Consider the following 16,454-nt stretch of genomic DNA (forward strand, 5'->3'; position numbering starts at 1 on the left):
CGCCTCAGCTCTTGCGTTCGGCGACGAAGTGCGCGGCGGCCCGCAGCACGTCGCCCTTGGCGCCGAAGACCGATAGCGCGGCATCGCCGCGGGCGAGCAGGTCGCGGACGCGCTGCCTGGCGCCCTCGACGCCGAGCTGGGTGACGAAGGTGGTCTTGCCGAGCTCGGCGTCGGCACCGGCCGGCTTGCCGAGGGTGGCGGCATCGCCCTCGACGTCGAGCAGGTCGTCGGCGATCTGGAAGGCTTCGCCGAGAGCGCGGCCGTAGTCGTCGAGCGCCTGGTACTCGGCCGCCGAGGCCTGGCCGAGCAGGGCGCCGGCGATGCAGCCGAAGCGGAGCAGGGCGCCGGTCTTCATCTGCTGGACGCGGGCGACGTCGACCGGGCCGCTGTCGCCGAACCGGCCCTCGCCGGCGAGGTCGAGGATCTGGCCGCCGGCCATGCCGCCGACACCGGCGCAGCGGGCCAGCGCCCGGGTCAAAGCGAGGCGGACGCCGGCATCGGGATGGATCTCGTCGCGGGTGATGATGTCGAAGGCGATGGTCAGCAGTGCGTCGCCGGCCAGGATCGCGGTGGCGTCGTCATAGACCTTGTGCAGGGTCGGACGCCCGCGCCGCAGGTCGGAATTGTCCATCGCCGGCAGATCGTCGTGGATGAGCGAGTAGCAGTGGATGCATTCGAGCGCCGCGCCGGTCAGCAGCGCGCCCTTGCGCGGGACGCCGAACACGGCGGCGCTCTCGACCACCAGGAACGGGCGTAGCCGCTTGCCGCCGTTCAGGCTCGAATAGCGCATCGACTCGATCAGCCGCTTCGGCCTGATGATCTCGTCCGCCAGCGGCGCATCGCCGAGGAGCTCGCCGAGCAGGGCTTCGGTCTCTTCCGCGGTCTTGTCCAGGCGTTGGGTGAAGTCGGTGAGGGCCGTCGCAGTCATTTAACAAGAGCTCCAGGGGCAAAATTCGCCGGACAATCGTTGATGGCGGCGACTTCGTCAATTGCCGGAGCGGTGGCGGCTTTCGGCCGTAACGGCGGAAAAAAGCAGGAAACCACATCGAGATGTCGGATAATCCCGGCCAATTGTCTGCCCCTGCGGCGGTCCCAACCGAGCGACGCCTGCCCTTGCGTACCGTCAGAACCATCCTCGTGATCGCCGTGCTGGTGCTGCTCGTGCCCTATGCGCTGACGCCGTTCTATGCCGTGGGTCACCCCGTCTCGACCCTGATGCTGTGGCGGTCGGTGACGGGGCAGCCGGTGACGCGGCACTGGATCGACCTCTCGGCGATGTCGCCGTATTTGCCGCGCTCGGTGGTGGCCGCGGAGGATGCCAAATTCTGCAGCCATCACGGCATCGACTGGGGCGCGCTGCGCGAGGTCATGGACGATGCCGAGGACGGCGAGGTCTCGCGGGGCGGCTCGACCATCACCCAGCAGGTCGCCAAGAACCTGTTCCTGTGGCAGGGCCGCAGCTATGTTCGCAAGGCGCTGGAACTGCCGCTGGCGCTGTGGATCGACCTCGTCCTCGGCAAGCGGCGCATCCTCGAAATCTACCTCAACATCGCCGAGCTCGGTCCCAGCGGCCAGTTCGGGGTGGAGGCGGGCGCCAATTACGCGTTCAACCGCTCGGCAGCTGGCTTAGGGCCGCGCGAGGCGGCGCTGATGGCCTCGATCCTGCCGAACCCCGTCCGGCGCAGCGCCCGGGCCCCGGGGCCGGGTGTGCGGCGGCTGTCGGCGACCTACATGGTGCGGGCCCAGGCCTCCAGCCTGCAGGCCTGCTGGGGGGAGCGGCGGTGAGGTCCGAGCGGGCGCAATTTTGGCCAAAAATGCCTCGGAGAGCCCTAGCCATGCCGCACCCCTTCCTCTATAAGCGCGGCCTTGATCGGCATCCGGGCTCGCCAGCTTCATGGCTGCAGCCGTCCTTTGCGGACGATGCCTTGCAAAAATACCCTAGAGGATACCGATATGGCCGTCCCCAGAAGAAAAACTTCGCCGTCGCGCCGCGGCATGCGCCGCTCGGCTGACGCCATCAAGAAGCCGACCTATGTCGAGGACAAGGATTCCGGCGAGCTGCGTCGTCCGCACCACCTGGACCTGAAGACCGGCATGTACAAGGGCCGCCAGGTCCTGAAGAAGAAAGACGCCTGATTGTCCGCGCGGGCCGTTTTCCAAGCTGCCCGAATTCGGCCATCGATGGGGTTGAAAGCGGTCCCGTGCGACGTGATTCGCCGGGACCGTTGCGTATCTGTGTCGCGTGATCCCGTCTCGCTGTCTCATCTTCGCACCGATTGACTTTGCGCCGGGCCGCCGCCCGCGCCATCCAAGGCTTCAACCGATGTCCATGGTCGGTTTCCCGCTGCTGCTGATCCCGCTGGCGATCTACAACATGATCGTCTTCCTGATGCCGGGGGTCGCGTTCAGCGAGACGCTGCTGCGCCTTCAGCTTCCGTCCGGCGAGGTCTGGACGATCTCGCTCGGCGACATGCTGCTGGCCCTGGGCGTGCTGCTGCTGCTGCTCGAAATCATCAAGGCGGCGAAGCCGAACGGGAAATATCTGACCGATCATCTGCTGTCGCTGCTGGTCTTCGGCGGCGCCGCGGCGGAATTCGCGATGTGGCAGAAGTTCGGGAATTCGACCTTCCTGCTGCTGACCCTGCTGGCGATGGTCGATTTCTTCGGCGGAGTCTCGCTGCGCACCAAGCGCGCCGCCCGCTCAGTCGTCGCAGCTCCCGCTTCCGTGCCGGCGCCGGCCGAAGCGACCGTGCCTGATTCGGAACCTCAGCCGATCGAGGAGCCGGCCAGAGAATCGGTCAAAGAACCGGCCAAGGCGGAGGTTGAGCAGGCGGAGGTTCAGAAGGCGGATGCTGCCGCGCCCGTCGTTGAAGAGCCGATCGATGCCGTGCCGGCTGCTGCTTCGGTCGCCGAGTCCGTGCTGCTCGACCGCTCGGTCCCCCGGCCGGCTCCCGCGCCGACGACCGGCTGGGTCGCGGAGGCAAAGGAGACCGAGACCGCTGCTCCGGGCGCGCCAGAGCCGCCCAAACCCGACACGCCGAAGCCCTGAGGCGCAGGAGCGCGCCGCTCAGATCATTTCTCGGGTCCGGCCGCCGGCACGCGTGACCGGCTGAAGCCTCGCCGCATAGGCACTGTGGACGTCGGCAGCCGCCGCGCGCCTGAGCGTGCGGGTTTGCGGCAGCTGCTCGGCGGTCGCGATCAGATGGGTCACGAAGCCGGCGTCGGGGCGTGCTGCGCGAACGATCCGCGCGCGACGGTCATGGCTCGCATCGCTCGGCAGCAGCGTCACGGAGCGGGAGGTCTCCTCCGACCCATCCAGGCGATCGCCGTCCTGATCAATCGTTAACATTGTCCAACCACCGCCGGCGCGATTGTCGCGTTCTGGGACGCCGGAGCCTTTCGCTCCTCGATCTCGCAAGAGCAATGCCGTTCCAAGCGCTCTGGAGCGCTGCATGTTCCAAACATGGTTGACGCGTCTCGGACACGCGCTCGTCGCCTCGGCATGCTCTCCGTTAACCAGAGATGCGTAGTCTGATTCGCGAACTCGGCCGCCGCCGCTCGCGCGGATGCGCGCTGGCCGTTCCCAAATCAGCGCCGGTCCTGCCGGCCTGTGCCGAAACGAGGCGACCTTGACATCCGAATTGCCACAGACCGCGATGATCCTGGCGTCCCTGGGCCAAGCCGCCTTCGTCTGGGATCTGGCGAGCGACGTGATCGTCTGGAGCGATCACGTCGGGGCGGTGTTTGCCGAGGTTCCGCTGCCACAACTCTGCAACGGCGCCGAATTCAGCAAGCTGATCGAGCCGGACCGCAGCATCCGCTCCGAGATCATGCTCCAGGCGACGCCGCTGCATGGCGCCGCCGGCACGCCGTATCGGATCGAATATGGCGTGCGCACCCACGCCGGTGCGCCATTGATCTGGGTCGAGGAGACCGGCTGCTGGTTCGCCGGCCCCGAGGGGCGGCCCTTGCGTGCCCAGGGCATCGTGCGGATCAACAACGAGCGCCACGCCCGCGAGGAGCAGCTGCTCAAGCTGTCACGGCACGATCCGCTGACCGGCGAGCTGAACCGGACGCATCTGCTGGCGACGCTTGCCGAGGTGATCGAGGAGTCGCAGCGGTTCCGCTTCTCCTGCGCCTTCATGCTGGTTGGCATCGATCATCTCGCGCGCATCAACGACGCCTTCGGCTTCGACGTCGCCGACGGCGTCGTGCTGGAGATCGCCCAGCGCATCCGGGGCCGGCTCCGCGGTGGCGACACGCTCGGTCGGTTCTCGGGCAACAAGTTCGGGTTGATCCTGAAGAACTGTACGATGGACGACATGACCACCGCGGCCGAGCGCTTTCTCGCGACGGTGCGCGACGAGGTAGTGCCGACCAAGTCAGGTCCGGTCGCCGTCACCGCGACGATCGGCGCCGTGAGCGTTCCCCGTCACGCCCGCTCGGTCGAGGAAGCGGTCAACCGCGCCCATGAGACGCTCGACGCCGCCAAGCGCCGCCGCATCGGATCGTTCTCGACCTGGCGGCCGAACGTGGAGCGCGACGCACAGCGCAAGGTCAACATCCGCGTCACCGACGAGATCGTGACCGCGCTCAATGAGCGGCGCATCGTCACAGCGTTCGAGCCGGTCGTGAATGCCAACACGCTTGCGCCCGCCTTCTATGAATGCCTGGTGCGGATGCGCCAGGATGACGGCCGGGCCTTGCTGGCGCCGGACGTCGTCCCAGTCGCCGAACGGCTCGGTTTGATCCGTCTGGTCGATCACCGCATTCTGGAGCTGGTGGTGGCGGAGCTCGCGAGCACGCCCGACGTCACCCTGAGCCTCAACATCTCGCCCGAGACCACCATGGATCCGGACTGGTGGGCCTCGATCGAGTCCATGATGCGCGCCCATCCTGGGGTCGCCGAACGGCTGATCGTCGAGATCACCGAGACGGTCGAGATCCAGGACGTCGACGATCTCCGCGGCTTCGTGACGCGGCTGAAAGATCTCGGCAGCCGAATCGCCATCGATGATTTCGGCGCCGGGCACACCTCGTTCCGCAATCTGCGCAAGCTCGGCGTCGACATCGTCAAGATCGACGGCGCCTTCGTGCAGAATCTCGTGCGCTCGGCTGACGACCGCGCCTTTGTGCAGACGCTGGTCGAGCTGGCGCGACGGCTGCAGATCAAGACGGTCGCGGAATGGGTGCAGGACGAGGCGTCGGTCGCGCTGCTGCGCGACTGGGGCTGCGATTACATCCAGGGCCGGGTGATTGGCCTCGCCTCGGTCGATCGGCCGTGGATCGGTAACGGCAGGGTGGAGCTGCCGGCGGCGGGTTGATCAGCCGCCGGCCCTTCGGCGTCAGCCTTGCTGCTCGTCCTTCTTCGGCTCCGACATGCGATCGAGCCGGTCCTGCATTTCCTTCATCTGACGGCGCAGCTCGTCGATGTTGTCGTCGGCGGCCGGGGCCGGCTCGGCGGCCTTCTCGTCGGTGCGCACCGGCGGCGTGAACGGCTTGAACATCGAGAAGGTCTGCTGGAACAGCTCCATGTTGCGGCGCACCTGCTCCTCGAGCGGCGCGAACGGCGTCCCGCTGAAGGTGTCGGCGATCTGCTTGCGGAATTTCTCCTGCTCCCGGGTCAGGGTATCGATCGACTGCTCAAGGTACTTTGGCACCACCATCTGCATGCTGTCGCCGTAGAAGCGGATCAGCTGGCGCAGGAACGTGGTCGGCAGCAGGTTCTGGCCGGCCTTGTTCTCCTGCTCGAAGATGATCTGCGCGAGGACCGACCGCGTGATGTCGTCGCCAGTCTTGGCGTCGTAGACCAGGAAATCCTCCCCGTTCTTAACCATCGAGGCCAGATCTTCGAGGGTCACGTAGGTACTCGTCCCGGTATTGTAGAGCCGCCGGTTCGCGTATTTCTTGATTGTGGTGGGTTGGTCAGATTTCGCCATGAGCTCACACATGCAAACCGAGAACAGGGAACCCGGCGGCGTCGCCGCAGGGCGAAGAGCTACGCAATGCAATAACGTAATCACTTTCGAGCGAGTTCGGCTACGGTTTTGTGCGGAACGGTTAATCCCGCAGCAGAAATCTTGCCCACGAAACGGCCAAGCATCCCAATTTGAATGCGCTGCAACAGGAATTGCTGACGCCGCCAATTGACATGTCGCAACGACGTTAACAGGATGAAGGACGAAGGTTGCGCACTCGCCAATCCAGGGCTTGCGGAGGGCCGGCACGACCGTGAACTGAAAAGATCATTTTCATTTCAAATACCCTCGAGTCTCAAGCCCTCGCTTTCACGTCCAAGATCAAGAACCCCAGGAGATGCTCATGTCAGACGATGTCGTCATCGTCAGCGCCGCCCGCACCGCGGTTGGAAGTTTCAACGGTGCCTTCGCCAGTGTCCCGGCCCACGAATTGGGGGCGGTGGCCATCAAGGCCGCGCTGGAGCGCGCCGGCGTCGAGCCGGGCCGCGTCTCGGAGGTCATTATGGGCCAGATCCTGACTGCGGCGCAGGGCCAGAACCCGGCGCGCCAGGCTTCGATCGCCGCCGGCATTCCAGTCGAGAGCCCGGCCTGGGGCATCAACCAACTGTGCGGCTCCGGCCTGCGCTCCGTGGCGCTCGGCTACCAGGCGCTCGTCAATGGCGACTCCGACATCGTGGTCGCCGGCGGCCAGGAGTCGATGAGCATGGCGGCGCACGCGCAATATCTGCGCGCCGGCGTGAAGATGGGCTCGCTCGATCTGGTCGACACGATGATCAAGGACGGCTTGTGGGACGCCTTCAACGGCTATCACATGGGCAACACCGCCGAGAACGTTGCGAAGCAATATCAGATCACGCGCGCGCAGCAGGACGAGTTCGCCGTTGCATCGCAGAACAAGGCCGAGGCGGCTCAGAAGGCCGGCAGGTTCAAGGACGAGATCGCACCCGTGACGGTCAAGAGCCGCAAGGGTGACACCGTGGTCGACACCGATGAATATCCGCGTCATGGCGCGACGATCGAGGCCATGGCCAAGCTGCGTGCGGCGTTCGAGAAGGACGGCACGGTCACGGCCGGCAACGCGTCGGGCATCAATGACGGCGCGGCTGCCGTGGTGCTGATGACCGCCAAGCAGGCGGCCAAGGAGGGCAAGACCCCGCTGGCGCGGATCGTGTCCTGGGGCCAGGCCGGCGTCGACCCGAAGATCATGGGCACCGGCCCGATCCCGGCGTCGCGTTCGGCGCTGAAGAAGGCCGGCTGGAACATCGCCGACCTCGACCTGATCGAAGCCAACGAGGCGTTCGCCGCGCAGGCTTGCGCGGTGAACAAGGATCTCGGCTGGGATCCGGCCAAGGTCAACGTCAACGGCGGCGCGATCGCGATCGGCCATCCGATCGGTGCGTCCGGCGCGCGCGTGCTCGTGACTCTGCTGCACGAGATGCAGAAGCGCGACGCGAAGAAGGGTCTTGCCACGCTGTGCATCGGCGGCGGCATGGGCATCGCGCTGTGCGTTGCACGCGACTAAAAAGCCGGCAGTGACTGCGAACCGTTCAGCCTTCGCAATCGCGTCCAGCTCAACTAAAGATCAACGCCCGGCGATCTCGCCGGGCGTTTTGTTCTTGATGTCCGTCAAACACGTCGCATAATCGACCACTAAAAAAATGGAGTTGAGCGAGCATGGACGGTCGTGCGGCAAGTTGATCGTCGCGCGGAGGTTCATGATCCAATAACAACGGCAAGCGCGGCGACAGCCAGAGGTTGTCCTGTGCGATCAGTCATCGAGGGAAGGATTCGACATGGCACGTGTAGCGTTGGTGACGGGGGGAACGCGCGGTATCGGAGCGGCGATCAGCAAGGCGCTGAAGGCGGCTGGATACAAGGTCGCGGCGAATTACGGCGGCAACGATGCCGCGGCGGAGAAGTTCAAGAGCGAGACCGAGATCCCCGTCTACAAATGGGACGTCAGCTCGTTCGAGGCCTGCGGCGAAGGCATCAAGAAGGTCGAAGCCGATCTCGGTCCCATCGATGTGCTGATCAACAATGCCGGCATCACCCGTGATACGGCCTTCCACAAGATGACGCTCGAGCAGTGGAGCGCGGTGATCAACACCAATCTCGGCTCGCTGTTCAACATGACCCGCCCGGTCATCGAGGGCATGCGCGCGCGCAAGTTCGGCCGCATCATCAACATCTCCTCGATCAACGGCCAGAAGGGCCAGTTCGGCCAGGTCAACTACTCCGCGGCGAAGGCCGGCGACATCGGCTTCACCAAGGCGCTCGCGCTGGAGACGGCCAAGGCCGGCATCACCGTCAACGTGATCTGCCCGGGCTACATCAACACCGAGATGGTGCAGGCGGTGCCGAAGGACGTGCTCGAGAAAGCCATCCTGCCGCTGATTCCGGTGGGGCGCCTCGGCGAGCCCGAGGAGATCGCGCGCGCCGTGGTGTTCCTCGCGGCTGATGAGGCCGGAGCCATCACCGGCTCGACGCTGTCGGTCAATGGCGGCCAGTACATGGTGTGAGCCTCGCCGGCGGCGTTGCCTCCGGCCACCATCTGCGGTTAAGGAAAACCTGATGCCCGCGCTCGCCGCGGGCATTCACGTCTTGGACGCTCCCCGCACGGACGCAGGCGTGGGTGGCCGGCATGAGCCGGCCGTGACGGAGCCTGCCGCCTGATGTCCCAGCGCAATGCGACCCTGATCGGTCTGACCGCGATCCTGATGTGGTCGCTGCTCGCCTTGTTGACGGTGGCAACTGGCACGATCCCCGCCTTCCAGCTTGCGGCGATGACCTTCGCGATCGGCGGCGCGGTCGGCCTGCTCAGTCTGGTCCGCCGACCGGACGGGCTACGGGTGCTGCGGCAGCCGCTGACGGCGTGGGCCGTGGGCGTCGGTGGGCTGTTCGGTTATCACGCGCTGTACTTCCTGGCGCTGCGCTTCGCGCCGCCGGCAGAAGCCGGGCTGCTGAACTATCTTTGGCCGCTGCTGATCGTGCTATTTTCGGCCTTTCTGCCGGGGGAGCGGCTCGCGGTTCATCACGTGACCGGCGCCGTGATCGGGCTTGTCGGCACCGCGCTGCTGTTGCTCGGCAACGGTGCGAGCTTCGCTGCGAGCCAGTTGCCGGGGCTCGCGGCCGCCTTCGTCGCGGCGTTCGTGTGGGCGATCTATTCGGTGCTCTCGCGCCGTCTGAAGGCGGTGCCGACCGATGCCGTCGCCGGCTTCTGCATGGCGACGTCCGCGCTCGCGGCCCTGGTCCATGTTGCGGTCGAGCGAACGGTCTGGCCCGACGGCCCGACGCAGTGGCTCGCTGTTGCCGGTCTCGGCATCGGCCCGGTTGGCGCCGCGTTCTATGCCTGGGACATCGGGATGAAGCGCGGAGACATTCGCGTGCTCGGTGCCGCATCCTATGCGACGCCGCTGCTGTCGACGGCTTTCCTGATCGTTGCCGGCTATGCCCGCCCGAGCGCCGCCCTGGCGGTGGCCGCACTGCTGATTGCCGGCGGCGGTCTGGTCGCGGCCAAGGACATGTTCCTCCTGCGCAAGCGCTGACCGCGTCAGGTCGAGCGACGTCAGGCGGGGCCGGCTCGCATGCGGACTCGGCACGGCGGTCCGAATCCGCCGGTTATCCTTGCTGCGCACTTAACCGTGCGCAAAACCGGCACGCCGGCCGGTAGCTTACAACCGCCGATTACAGTTTGGCGCGGTCTGCACCTAACCCGCCCTTTACCCGTGCTGAGCGATAGTCCCTGCGAAATGGTGCTGACAACGGGGCGGCAATGCCGGACGTGAGACGTTACATGGCCCGCGCAGGGGAGCTGTTTCGCGTTCCCGCCGACAGTCCCGAGCTGACGCGCGCGCAGTTCCAGGCGTTCTCCAAGCAGGTGCCGCTGCTCTATTTCATTCTCATCACCAACAGCCTGGCGCTCGCCTACACATTCCTGCCGCTGGCGCCGACGTGGCTCACGATTTCGGTGCCGGCGTTGCTATCGACGATTACCGGCGCGCGCATGCTGTGGTGGCTGCGGCAGGGCGAGGCCGCCAGCAGCGACGCCGAGGTGCTGCGCAACCTGCGTGTCACCAACCGGATTGCCGGCCCGATCGGGGCGCTGTTCGTCGTCTGGTCCTTCGCGTTGTTCCCCTACGGCGACCCATTCGCCAAAGGGCAGGTCGCGTTCTACATGGCGGTCACGGTCATCGGCATCATCTTCTGCCTGATGCACCTGCGCTCCGCAGCCCTGATCGTGACCCTCGTGGTCATCGTGCCCTATGTCATCTTCTTCATGTCCACGGGCGTTCACGCGCTGCGGGCGATCGCAGTCAATCAGCTGCTCGTGTCCGGCGCGATGGTCACGGTGCTGTTCATCTATTATCGGGATTTCGCCGCGCTCGTCGCCAGCCGCAAATCGCTGCTCGCGGAGCAGGCGGCGACGCAAGCGCTGTCGGATGAAAACTTCCGCCTCGCCAATCTGGATTCGCTGACCGATCTGCCCAATCGCCGTCGCTTCTTCTCGGAGCTCACGCAAGCTTTCGCCGAGGCCGACCGGGACGGCACGCGGCTCGCCGTCGGCATCATCGATCTCGACGGCTTCAAGCCGATCAACGACACCTATGGGCACACGGTCGGCGACCGCGTGCTGATCGAGGCCGCGCGCCGCATCCGCGACGCCTGTGCCGGCCATGGCGGCCAGGTCCATCTCGCCCGGCTCGGCGGCGACGAGTTCGGACTGGTGGTCGCCGGCAATCCCACGGACGACGATCTGCTCAACCTCGGACGGCAGATCACCGACCTCATCAAGCTGCCCTATCAGTTCGACACGACCCATACCGGCCTGTCGTGCTCGACCGGCTTTGCGTTGTATCCGCGCTCGGCCATGGTTGCGGATGCGCTGTACGAATGCGCCGACTATGCGCTCTACCACGCCAAGCGCCGCGCCCGCGGCCAGGCCATCATCTTCTCGACCGAGCTCGAGGCGGAGATCCGTAGCCGCAGCGTGATCGAGCACCTGTTGCGCACGGCCGATTTCGACGCCGAGATGGACCTGGCGTTTCAGCCGATCATGGACGCGATGAATTCGCGCACCACCGGATTCGAGGTCCTGGCGCGCTGGCACAGCCCCAAGCTGGGTACGGTGTCGCCCGCAAGCTTCATCCCGGCCGCCGAGCGGATCGGCGTCATCCGCAGCCTGACGCGTTGTCTGCTGGTCAAGGCGCTCGCCGCCGCGCGGACCTGGCCGGACGACATTCGCGTGTCGTTCAATCTCTCCGCGCACGACATCTGTTCGCCGGATGGCGTCCTGCCGCTGCTGGCGGTCATCCATGCCAGCGGCGTGCCGCCGCGCCGCATCGAGTTCGAGATCACCGAGACCGCCGTCACCTTCGACTTCGCCCGCGCCGAGCAGTCGATCGCGGCATTGAAGGCGATCGGTTGCGGCATCTCGCTGGACGATTTCGGCACCGGCTACTCGTCGCTCAGTCACGTCCACCGGCTGCCGCTCGACAAGCTCAAGGTCGACCGCAGTTTCGTGAGCGACGTCAACGCCAACCCGATCAGCCACAAGATCATCAAGTCGCTGACCGGCCTCTGCGCCGACATGGAAATTTCGTGCGTCGTCGAGGGTGTCGAGACCAAGGAGCAGCTCGACAGCCTGCGACGTCTGGGCGCGGACTACATCCAGGGCTACTACTTCGCGAAGCCGATGCCGGCCGACGCGATTTCCGGCTTCCTCGCCCAGGAGCGCCAGCGCTTCGCCGAGCCGGCCGCGAAGGTCGCCGGCGCGAGCGCCTGACTCAGACCTCCGGCTCCCAGCCGGGCGGCGCAAGCTCGAATCCTTCGAACATGAAGCCCGGCGCCACCGTGCAGCCGACGAGCGTCCAATCGCCGGCGCTCTCGGCGGCCTGCCAGGCATGGGCGGGCACCACCGCCTGCGGCTGCTGGCCGGCTGCGAGGTCGATGCCCAGCGTCGTCGTTTGCGGCGCCTGGCCTTCGGCGGCGATCCGCAAGGTCAGCGGCGCACCGGCATAGAAGTGCCAGGTCTCGACCGCGTCGACCCTGTGCCAATGCGAACGCTCGCCGCGCGCGAGCAGGAAATAGATCAAGGTCGATGCGGCGCGGCCGGAGGCGTCGACGGCCGGATCGCGGAAGGTCTCGCGAAAATGTCCGCCCTCCGGATGAGGCTGCAGGCCGAGACGCGCGATGATGTCGGCAGCCGAGAGCGTGGCCATCGTCGTCCTCGCCGTTACGACTTGTTCTTGCGCTCGCGCAACTCGCCGAATACCTGCTCGGCGCTGGCGCCCTTCATGCGCAGCCGCACTGCGACGGCCGGATCGTCGGCGCGCAGGAACACGTTGGCGGTCTTCTCGTCGCCCAGCAGCGACGGAATGGTCGGCCGGTTGGCGGCACGCAGCCGCGTGACCTCCTCGGCGCGAGCCTTCAGCGCCGCGTTGTCGCCGTCGACGGTGAGGGCGAATTTGACGTTCGAGGCTGTGTATTCGTGGCCGCAATAGAGCCGGAAGTCGTCCGGCAGCGCGCGCAGCTTGAGAAGCGAGTCCCACATCATCGGATAGGTGCCCTCGAACACGCGGCCGCAGCCGACCGAGAACAGCGTGTCGGCCGCAAACAGCGCCTTGTCGGCATCGAACACGTAGGAGACGTGGTCGAGCGTATGGCCCGGCGTTTCCAGCACGCGCGCGAGCAACTCGCCGATCTTCACGACATCGCCATGGGCGACTCGCAGATCGACGTTGGCGATCGCCGTCGTCTTGTCGTGGGGCGCGACCACCCGGCAGCCATATTTCTGCTTGAGCTCGGCGACGCCGCCGACATGGTCGTGATGATGATGCGTGATCAGGATGTCGGTGAGCCTCCAGCCTTCGGCGTCCAATTGCCGGACGATCGGTCCGGCCTCGGGGGCGTCGATCGAGGCAGTCGCACCGGTCGCGGGGTCATGGATCAGATAGCCGAAATTGTCGGACAGGCAGGTGAAGGCGCGGATGTCGGCGGCCATGATGTCTCCGTCGGCGGGACCGGGCGAGGCACGATGGTCGCGCTCGCGATGCCAGAAGGTCGTGGAAGCGGAGCCCGGGCGCAGCGCTGCGGGGCGGCCTCCGATGTCCCGCGCAGAGATATGGCGTTAACGCTGGAGGCGCAACGCAATATTCGGCGCGCGGCAGCGCGCGCTCGCATGATACATTGACGTCATGGACGTGATCGATCTGCGAAATTTCTATTCGGGTCGCCTCGGGATCGTCGCGCGGCTCTTGATCAACCGCGGTATCCGCGCGCGCTGGCCGAGCGCGGCCGGGCAGCGGGTGCTCGGCGTCGGCTATCCCACGCCCTATCTTGGCCTGTTCCGCGAGGATTCCGAACGCTGCATCGCCTTCATGCCGGCGGCGCAGGGGGTGCTGAAATGGCCGACGGCGCGGCCGACGCTGGCCTCGCTGGTGGACGAGTTCTCGCTGCCGCTGCCCGATGCGGCGATCGACCGCATCCTGATCGTGCATGCGCTGGAGATGTCGGACGACCCGGCCGGGCTGCTGCGCGAGATGTGGCGGGTGCTGGCGCCGGCGGGACGCATGATCATCGTGATCCCGAACCGGCGCGGCGTCTGGACGCGGACCGACAACACGCCGTTCGGCCATGGCCGGCCCTATTCGCGCTCGCAGATCACGCAACTGCTGCGGCAGACCTGGTTCACGCCGACCGGCTGGGGCGAGGCGCTGTTCATGCCTCCGGTCGGCGGCTGGTTCCTGAAATCGGCGATGGCCTGGGAGCGCGTCGGCGCGGCGCTGTCGCTGCCGTTCGCCGGTGTCCACATCGTGGAGGCGACCAAGCAGGTCTACCGGGTGATCCCGGCGCGCCGCGAGCGCATTCGGCTGATCCCGCGGCTCGAACCGGTGCTGGCGCCGTCACCGTCGGCCCCCGGATCCGGTGGCGCCGGTCGCCGCGAGGTCGGTCCGCCGTCGCGCGAAGCATGATCCCGGGCCGTTTTCCTGCGCGCTTCCCGCGCAAAAAAACGGGTGGGCTCAAGAGCCCACCCGTTTCGTCATGATGGAGGGTAATCGCTATTCGCCCGGATTGAGGTCCTCGCTCGGCGCCGGTGCAGCAGCGGCTGCTTCAGCGCGCGGACCATGCGGACGCCGGCGGCGCCGCGGATAGCGCTCGGCAGCGCCCTCGAAGGCGGCCGGGGGATTGGCGATCTGCGGCTGCGGACCGGTGATGAAGGACGGCAGCCGATCGACGCCGCTGTCGGCGATGACGGGCTGGGGTTGCGGCTGCGGCTGGTACTGGACGGGCTGCGGCCGCTCCCGGTGCTCGCGCGGCTCCCGCTCGCGATGTTCGCGGGGTTCACGGTGTTCCCGCGGCTCGCGGTGTTCGCGCGGCTCGCGATGCTCACGCGCTTCGCGGTGCTCGCGCGGCTGCTGCTCGCGCTGATAGGGCTGGTTGTCGCCGCGCTCGCGCTGGCCGCCTTCGCGGTCGCGCATGAAGGGTTGGGGCTGAGGCTGCGGCTGGGCCGGAACAAAGCCGGGCTCCTGGCCGAAATGCGAGAAGCTCTCACCGTCATCGTCGAGGTCGTCGACGGTCAGGTCCTCGGTGTTGCGCGGCTGCTGCGGCTGATTCTGGCGGAACTGCTCCTGCGCGGCGGCAATCAGGCGGAAATAGTGCTCGGCGTGCTGGTAGTAGTTCTCGGCGGCTACGGGGTCACCCGAAGAGCGGGCGTCGCGGGCAAGCTGGACATATTTCTCGGCGACATGAGAGGCAGTGCCGCGGATCTTGATGTCCGGTCCATTGGACTCGAACACCCGGGTCAGCGGATTCTGGCCGCGCCGGTTATTGTTGTTGTTACCGCCGCTGTTCCGGTTGCGCATCCGCTTGTTGTTCTGACCGTTTCTCATGTCCTGCCTTTATTCCAACCCTGCGTTAGGAGCACCGATTGTCTGAGCACTGATTGTTATCGGAATACCGAGAGTGTATTGAAATACCTTCGCCGGGCTCGGACGCCTCGCGCGCGGTCCAAATGGTCCCATCCGACCCATGTCGGTTCCGACATGCCGGTTTGACCCATGCCGATGTGATCGACAGCCGATTCTCTCGACAAAAGCGCGTTCAAAACGCGTTCCCCACCCGCCAGCCCCTGGGACCGGCGAACCACGTCATTCAGCCAGCCAAGGCGACATGCGCCACGACCGACCCAGTTTGCTTAGCGTAAGACCTCAAGTGCAAAGTCAGGCTTTCGTTCGCTTTGCAGTCGCGGGCTGCGCAGCCATCCGGGCTCTCGCGCTCAGCAGATCTGCGTTCTGGAACCTATCGCCCGGCGCGGCTCTCTGGCATCTGACCGCGGCGGTGTTCCGTGAATACCGCTCGTCGTGGCCTGCACCGGTGCTATGGATGGAACGTAGTCGCTCCCGGGGGATATTCCAAGAGCTTTTTCTGCATTCCCCGACCTTTACCGGAGCTTTTTTAGGCCCATGACGGTTCGGGGAATACCGGCCAGATCGGCCCGGATCGTCGAGGAATCGGCCGTCAGGCCACCCCTCACCATCAATGCAGCGACCTCGTCACTCTGGCCAAGCCCGACCTCCACGATGACAGCGCCGTCCGGCCGCAGCAGGGCCGCCGCCTGCGGGATCAGCGCGCGGTAGGCGTCGAGCCCGTCCTTGCCCCCGTCCAGGGCGCGCAGCGGATCATGAGTGCGCACCTCGACGTCGAGCGCACCGATCTCGGACGATGGGATGTAGGGCGGGTTCGACACGATCAGGTCGAAACCCGCAGACAGCGCTGCGGCGTAGGAGCAGGCGACGAAGCCGGCGCGGTCGGCTAATCCGAGCGCGCGCGCATTATCCCGCGCGGTGGTCAGCGCGGCCAAGCTGATGTCGGTACCGAGTCCAAAGGCCCGCGGCAGCTCGGACAGCAGCGCCAGCAGGATCGCGCCGGAGCCCGTGCCGAGATCGGCGATGCGCAAGCGACGCTTCAGGTCGCCGCCGGCCGCGAGATGTTCCAGTGCCAGCTCGACGACAGTCTCTGTGTCCGGCCGCGGCACCAGCGTGTCGGCCGACAATCGCAGGTCCAGGCCCCAGAACTCTTTGGTGCCGAGGATGCGGGCGACCGGTTCGCCGGCCAGCCGGCGCTGCACCAGCGTTTCCAGGCGCTGCGCGTCGTCATGGGAGAGCTGTCGTCTCCCGTGCATCACGAGCCCGGTGAGGTCGAGCTGCAGCGCATGGCCGACCAGCAGCCGCGCATCGAGCTCGGGCGAGTCGAGGCCCGCATCTGCAAAGCGCGCGGCCAGGGCACGGCGGGCGGCATCGATCGTCACGCCGGCGATGAGGCCGGTCATCGCGCAAACTCCCTCCACGCGTCATCCCCGCGAACGCGGGGAGCCATACGCCGTGCCGTGGCGGGACGGGCGGTCGGAGTTGCCTTCTGTGACAGCCACGAAGGCCGGTGGTTAGGGGTCCCTGCGTTCGCCGGGACGACACCGTTTGT

16 protein-coding genes are annotated in these 16,454 nt (G+C 66.5%); 9 read left to right on the plus strand and 7 right to left on the minus strand.

Annotation, left to right across the window (positions count from 1 at the left end; genetic code table 11):
• Nucleotides 1-4 precede the first annotated feature (4 nt).
• Nucleotides 5-928, minus strand: coding sequence for a farnesyl diphosphate synthase (locus tag QX073_RS17185; protein WP_315751923.1), 924 nt, complete (start codon nt 926-928; stop codon nt 5-7).
• Nucleotides 929-1,113: 185 nt separating this feature from the next.
• Between QX073_RS17185 and QX073_RS17190 the strand changes: the two genes are divergently transcribed.
• The 3 genes from QX073_RS17190 (at nt 1,114) to QX073_RS17200 (ending at nt 3,049) form a co-directional block, all read left to right on the plus strand.
• Nucleotides 1,114-1,785 (plus strand): transglycosylase domain-containing protein, encoded by a 672-nt coding sequence (locus tag QX073_RS17190; protein ID WP_315751924.1) that lies wholly within the window; start codon nt 1,114-1,116, stop codon nt 1,783-1,785.
• Between the two features lie 168 nt (nt 1,786-1,953).
• On the plus strand, nt 1,954-2,136 hold the full coding sequence (gene rpmF, locus QX073_RS17195) for a 50S ribosomal protein L32 (RefSeq protein WP_006610266.1): 183 nt from the start codon (nt 1,954-1,956) through the stop codon (nt 2,134-2,136).
• Nucleotides 2,137-2,323: 187 nt separating this feature from the next.
• Complete coding sequence (locus QX073_RS17200) at nt 2,324-3,049, plus strand: hypothetical protein (protein ID WP_316226075.1); 726 nt, start codon at nt 2,324-2,326, stop codon at nt 3,047-3,049.
• 18 nt (nt 3,050-3,067) lie between these two features.
• Here the strand turns inward: QX073_RS17200 and QX073_RS17205 are convergent, their stop codons facing one another.
• The gene (locus QX073_RS17205) at nt 3,068-3,289 is read right to left on the minus strand and encodes a hypothetical protein (RefSeq protein WP_316226076.1); all 222 of its coding nucleotides are present in this window, start codon (nt 3,287-3,289) and stop codon (nt 3,068-3,070) included.
• Between the two features lie 367 nt (nt 3,290-3,656).
• On the opposite strand from QX073_RS17205, the gene QX073_RS17210 reads away from it, so the two are divergent.
• Nucleotides 3,657-5,324: a bifunctional diguanylate cyclase/phosphodiesterase gene (locus tag QX073_RS17210; protein ID WP_316226117.1), complete on the plus strand. Its 1,668-nt coding sequence runs from the start codon at nt 3,657-3,659 to the stop codon at nt 5,322-5,324.
• A 21-nt stretch (nt 5,325-5,345) separates the two neighbouring features.
• On the opposite strand, the gene phaR is transcribed toward QX073_RS17210, so the two are convergent.
• A complete protein-coding gene (phaR, locus tag QX073_RS17215; protein ID WP_315751926.1) occupies nt 5,346-5,939 on the minus strand; it encodes a polyhydroxyalkanoate synthesis repressor PhaR in 594 nt (197 codons plus the stop codon).
• A gap of 382 nt (nt 5,940-6,321) precedes the next feature.
• On the opposite strand from phaR, the gene QX073_RS17220 reads away from it, so the two are divergent.
• From QX073_RS17220 to QX073_RS17235, 4 genes are all read left to right on the plus strand, one after another.
• The gene (locus tag QX073_RS17220) at nt 6,322-7,500 is read left to right on the plus strand and encodes an acetyl-CoA C-acetyltransferase (protein WP_315715177.1); all 1,179 of its coding nucleotides are present in this window, start codon (nt 6,322-6,324) and stop codon (nt 7,498-7,500) included.
• Nucleotides 7,501-7,771: 271 nt separating this feature from the next.
• Complete coding sequence (locus QX073_RS17225) at nt 7,772-8,497, plus strand: beta-ketoacyl-ACP reductase (RefSeq protein ID WP_315715178.1); 726 nt, start codon at nt 7,772-7,774, stop codon at nt 8,495-8,497.
• Between the two features lie 153 nt (nt 8,498-8,650).
• On the plus strand, nt 8,651-9,523 hold the full coding sequence (locus tag QX073_RS17230; RefSeq protein WP_315715179.1) for a DMT family transporter: 873 nt from the start codon (nt 8,651-8,653) through the stop codon (nt 9,521-9,523).
• Nucleotides 9,524-9,750: 227 nt separating this feature from the next.
• Nucleotides 9,751-11,760, plus strand: coding sequence for a putative bifunctional diguanylate cyclase/phosphodiesterase (locus QX073_RS17235; RefSeq protein ID WP_316193272.1), 2,010 nt, complete (start codon nt 9,751-9,753; stop codon nt 11,758-11,760).
• A 1-nt stretch (nt 11,761) separates the two neighbouring features.
• Here QX073_RS17235 and QX073_RS17240 read toward each other — a convergent pair whose 3' ends face one another.
• Complete coding sequence (locus QX073_RS17240) at nt 11,762-12,196, minus strand: cupin domain-containing protein (protein ID WP_315715181.1); 435 nt, start codon at nt 12,194-12,196, stop codon at nt 11,762-11,764.
• Nucleotides 12,197-12,210: 14 nt separating this feature from the next.
• Nucleotides 12,211-12,978, minus strand: coding sequence for a hydroxyacylglutathione hydrolase (gene gloB, locus QX073_RS17245; RefSeq protein WP_316166271.1), 768 nt, complete (start codon nt 12,976-12,978; stop codon nt 12,211-12,213).
• Nucleotides 12,979-13,171: 193 nt separating this feature from the next.
• Between gloB and QX073_RS17250 the strand changes: the two genes are divergently transcribed.
• On the plus strand, nt 13,172-13,948 hold the full coding sequence (locus tag QX073_RS17250) for a class I SAM-dependent methyltransferase (RefSeq protein WP_315751930.1): 777 nt from the start codon (nt 13,172-13,174) through the stop codon (nt 13,946-13,948).
• Nucleotides 13,949-14,035: 87 nt separating this feature from the next.
• Here the strand turns inward: QX073_RS17250 and QX073_RS17255 are convergent, their stop codons facing one another.
• Together QX073_RS17255 and prmC are read right to left on the minus strand one after the other, a co-directional pair.
• The gene (locus tag QX073_RS17255) at nt 14,036-14,866 is read right to left on the minus strand and encodes a DUF4167 domain-containing protein (protein ID WP_315751931.1); all 831 of its coding nucleotides are present in this window, start codon (nt 14,864-14,866) and stop codon (nt 14,036-14,038) included.
• A gap of 551 nt (nt 14,867-15,417) precedes the next feature.
• Nucleotides 15,418-16,305, minus strand: coding sequence for a peptide chain release factor N(5)-glutamine methyltransferase (prmC, locus tag QX073_RS17260; protein ID WP_316226077.1), 888 nt, complete (start codon nt 16,303-16,305; stop codon nt 15,418-15,420).
• Nucleotides 16,306-16,454: the final 149 nt, after the last annotated feature.

Source organism: Bradyrhizobium sp. SZCCHNS3052 (assembly GCF_032484495.1).
Classification (GTDB): Bacteria; Pseudomonadota; Alphaproteobacteria; order Rhizobiales; family Xanthobacteraceae; genus Bradyrhizobium.

Bases quoted from the DNA above. Each gene is read 5' to 3' on its own strand.
- QX073_RS17185 (WP_315751923.1), bottom strand. From the start codon at position 928: ATGACTGCGACGGCCCTCACCGACTTCACCCAACGCCTGGACAAGACC.
- rpmF (WP_006610266.1), top strand. From the start codon at position 1,954: ATGGCCGTCCCCAGAAGAAAAACTTCGCCGTCGCGCCGCGGCATGCGC.
- QX073_RS17200 (WP_316226075.1), top strand. From the start codon at position 2,324: ATGTCCATGGTCGGTTTCCCGCTGCTGCTGATCCCGCTGGCGATCTAC.
- QX073_RS17210 (WP_316226117.1), top strand. From the start codon at position 3,657: ATGATCCTGGCGTCCCTGGGCCAAGCCGCCTTCGTCTGGGATCTGGCG.
- phaR (WP_315751926.1), bottom strand. From the start codon at position 5,939: ATGGCGAAATCTGACCAACCCACCACAATCAAGAAATACGCGAACCGG.
- QX073_RS17220 (WP_315715177.1), top strand. From the start codon at position 6,322: ATGTCAGACGATGTCGTCATCGTCAGCGCCGCCCGCACCGCGGTTGGA.
- QX073_RS17225 (WP_315715178.1), top strand. From the start codon at position 7,772: ATGGCACGTGTAGCGTTGGTGACGGGGGGAACGCGCGGTATCGGAGCG.
- QX073_RS17230 (WP_315715179.1), top strand. From the start codon at position 8,651: ATGTCCCAGCGCAATGCGACCCTGATCGGTCTGACCGCGATCCTGATG.
- QX073_RS17235 (WP_316193272.1), top strand. From the start codon at position 9,751: ATGCCGGACGTGAGACGTTACATGGCCCGCGCAGGGGAGCTGTTTCGC.
- QX073_RS17240 (WP_315715181.1), bottom strand. From the start codon at position 12,196: ATGGCCACGCTCTCGGCTGCCGACATCATCGCGCGTCTCGGCCTGCAG.
- gloB (WP_316166271.1), bottom strand. From the start codon at position 12,978: ATGGCCGCCGACATCCGCGCCTTCACCTGCCTGTCCGACAATTTCGGC.
- QX073_RS17250 (WP_315751930.1), top strand. From the start codon at position 13,172: ATGGACGTGATCGATCTGCGAAATTTCTATTCGGGTCGCCTCGGGATC.
- QX073_RS17255 (WP_315751931.1), bottom strand. From the start codon at position 14,866: ATGAGAAACGGTCAGAACAACAAGCGGATGCGCAACCGGAACAGCGGC.
- prmC (WP_316226077.1), bottom strand. From the start codon at position 16,305: ATGACCGGCCTCATCGCCGGCGTGACGATCGATGCCGCCCGCCGTGCC.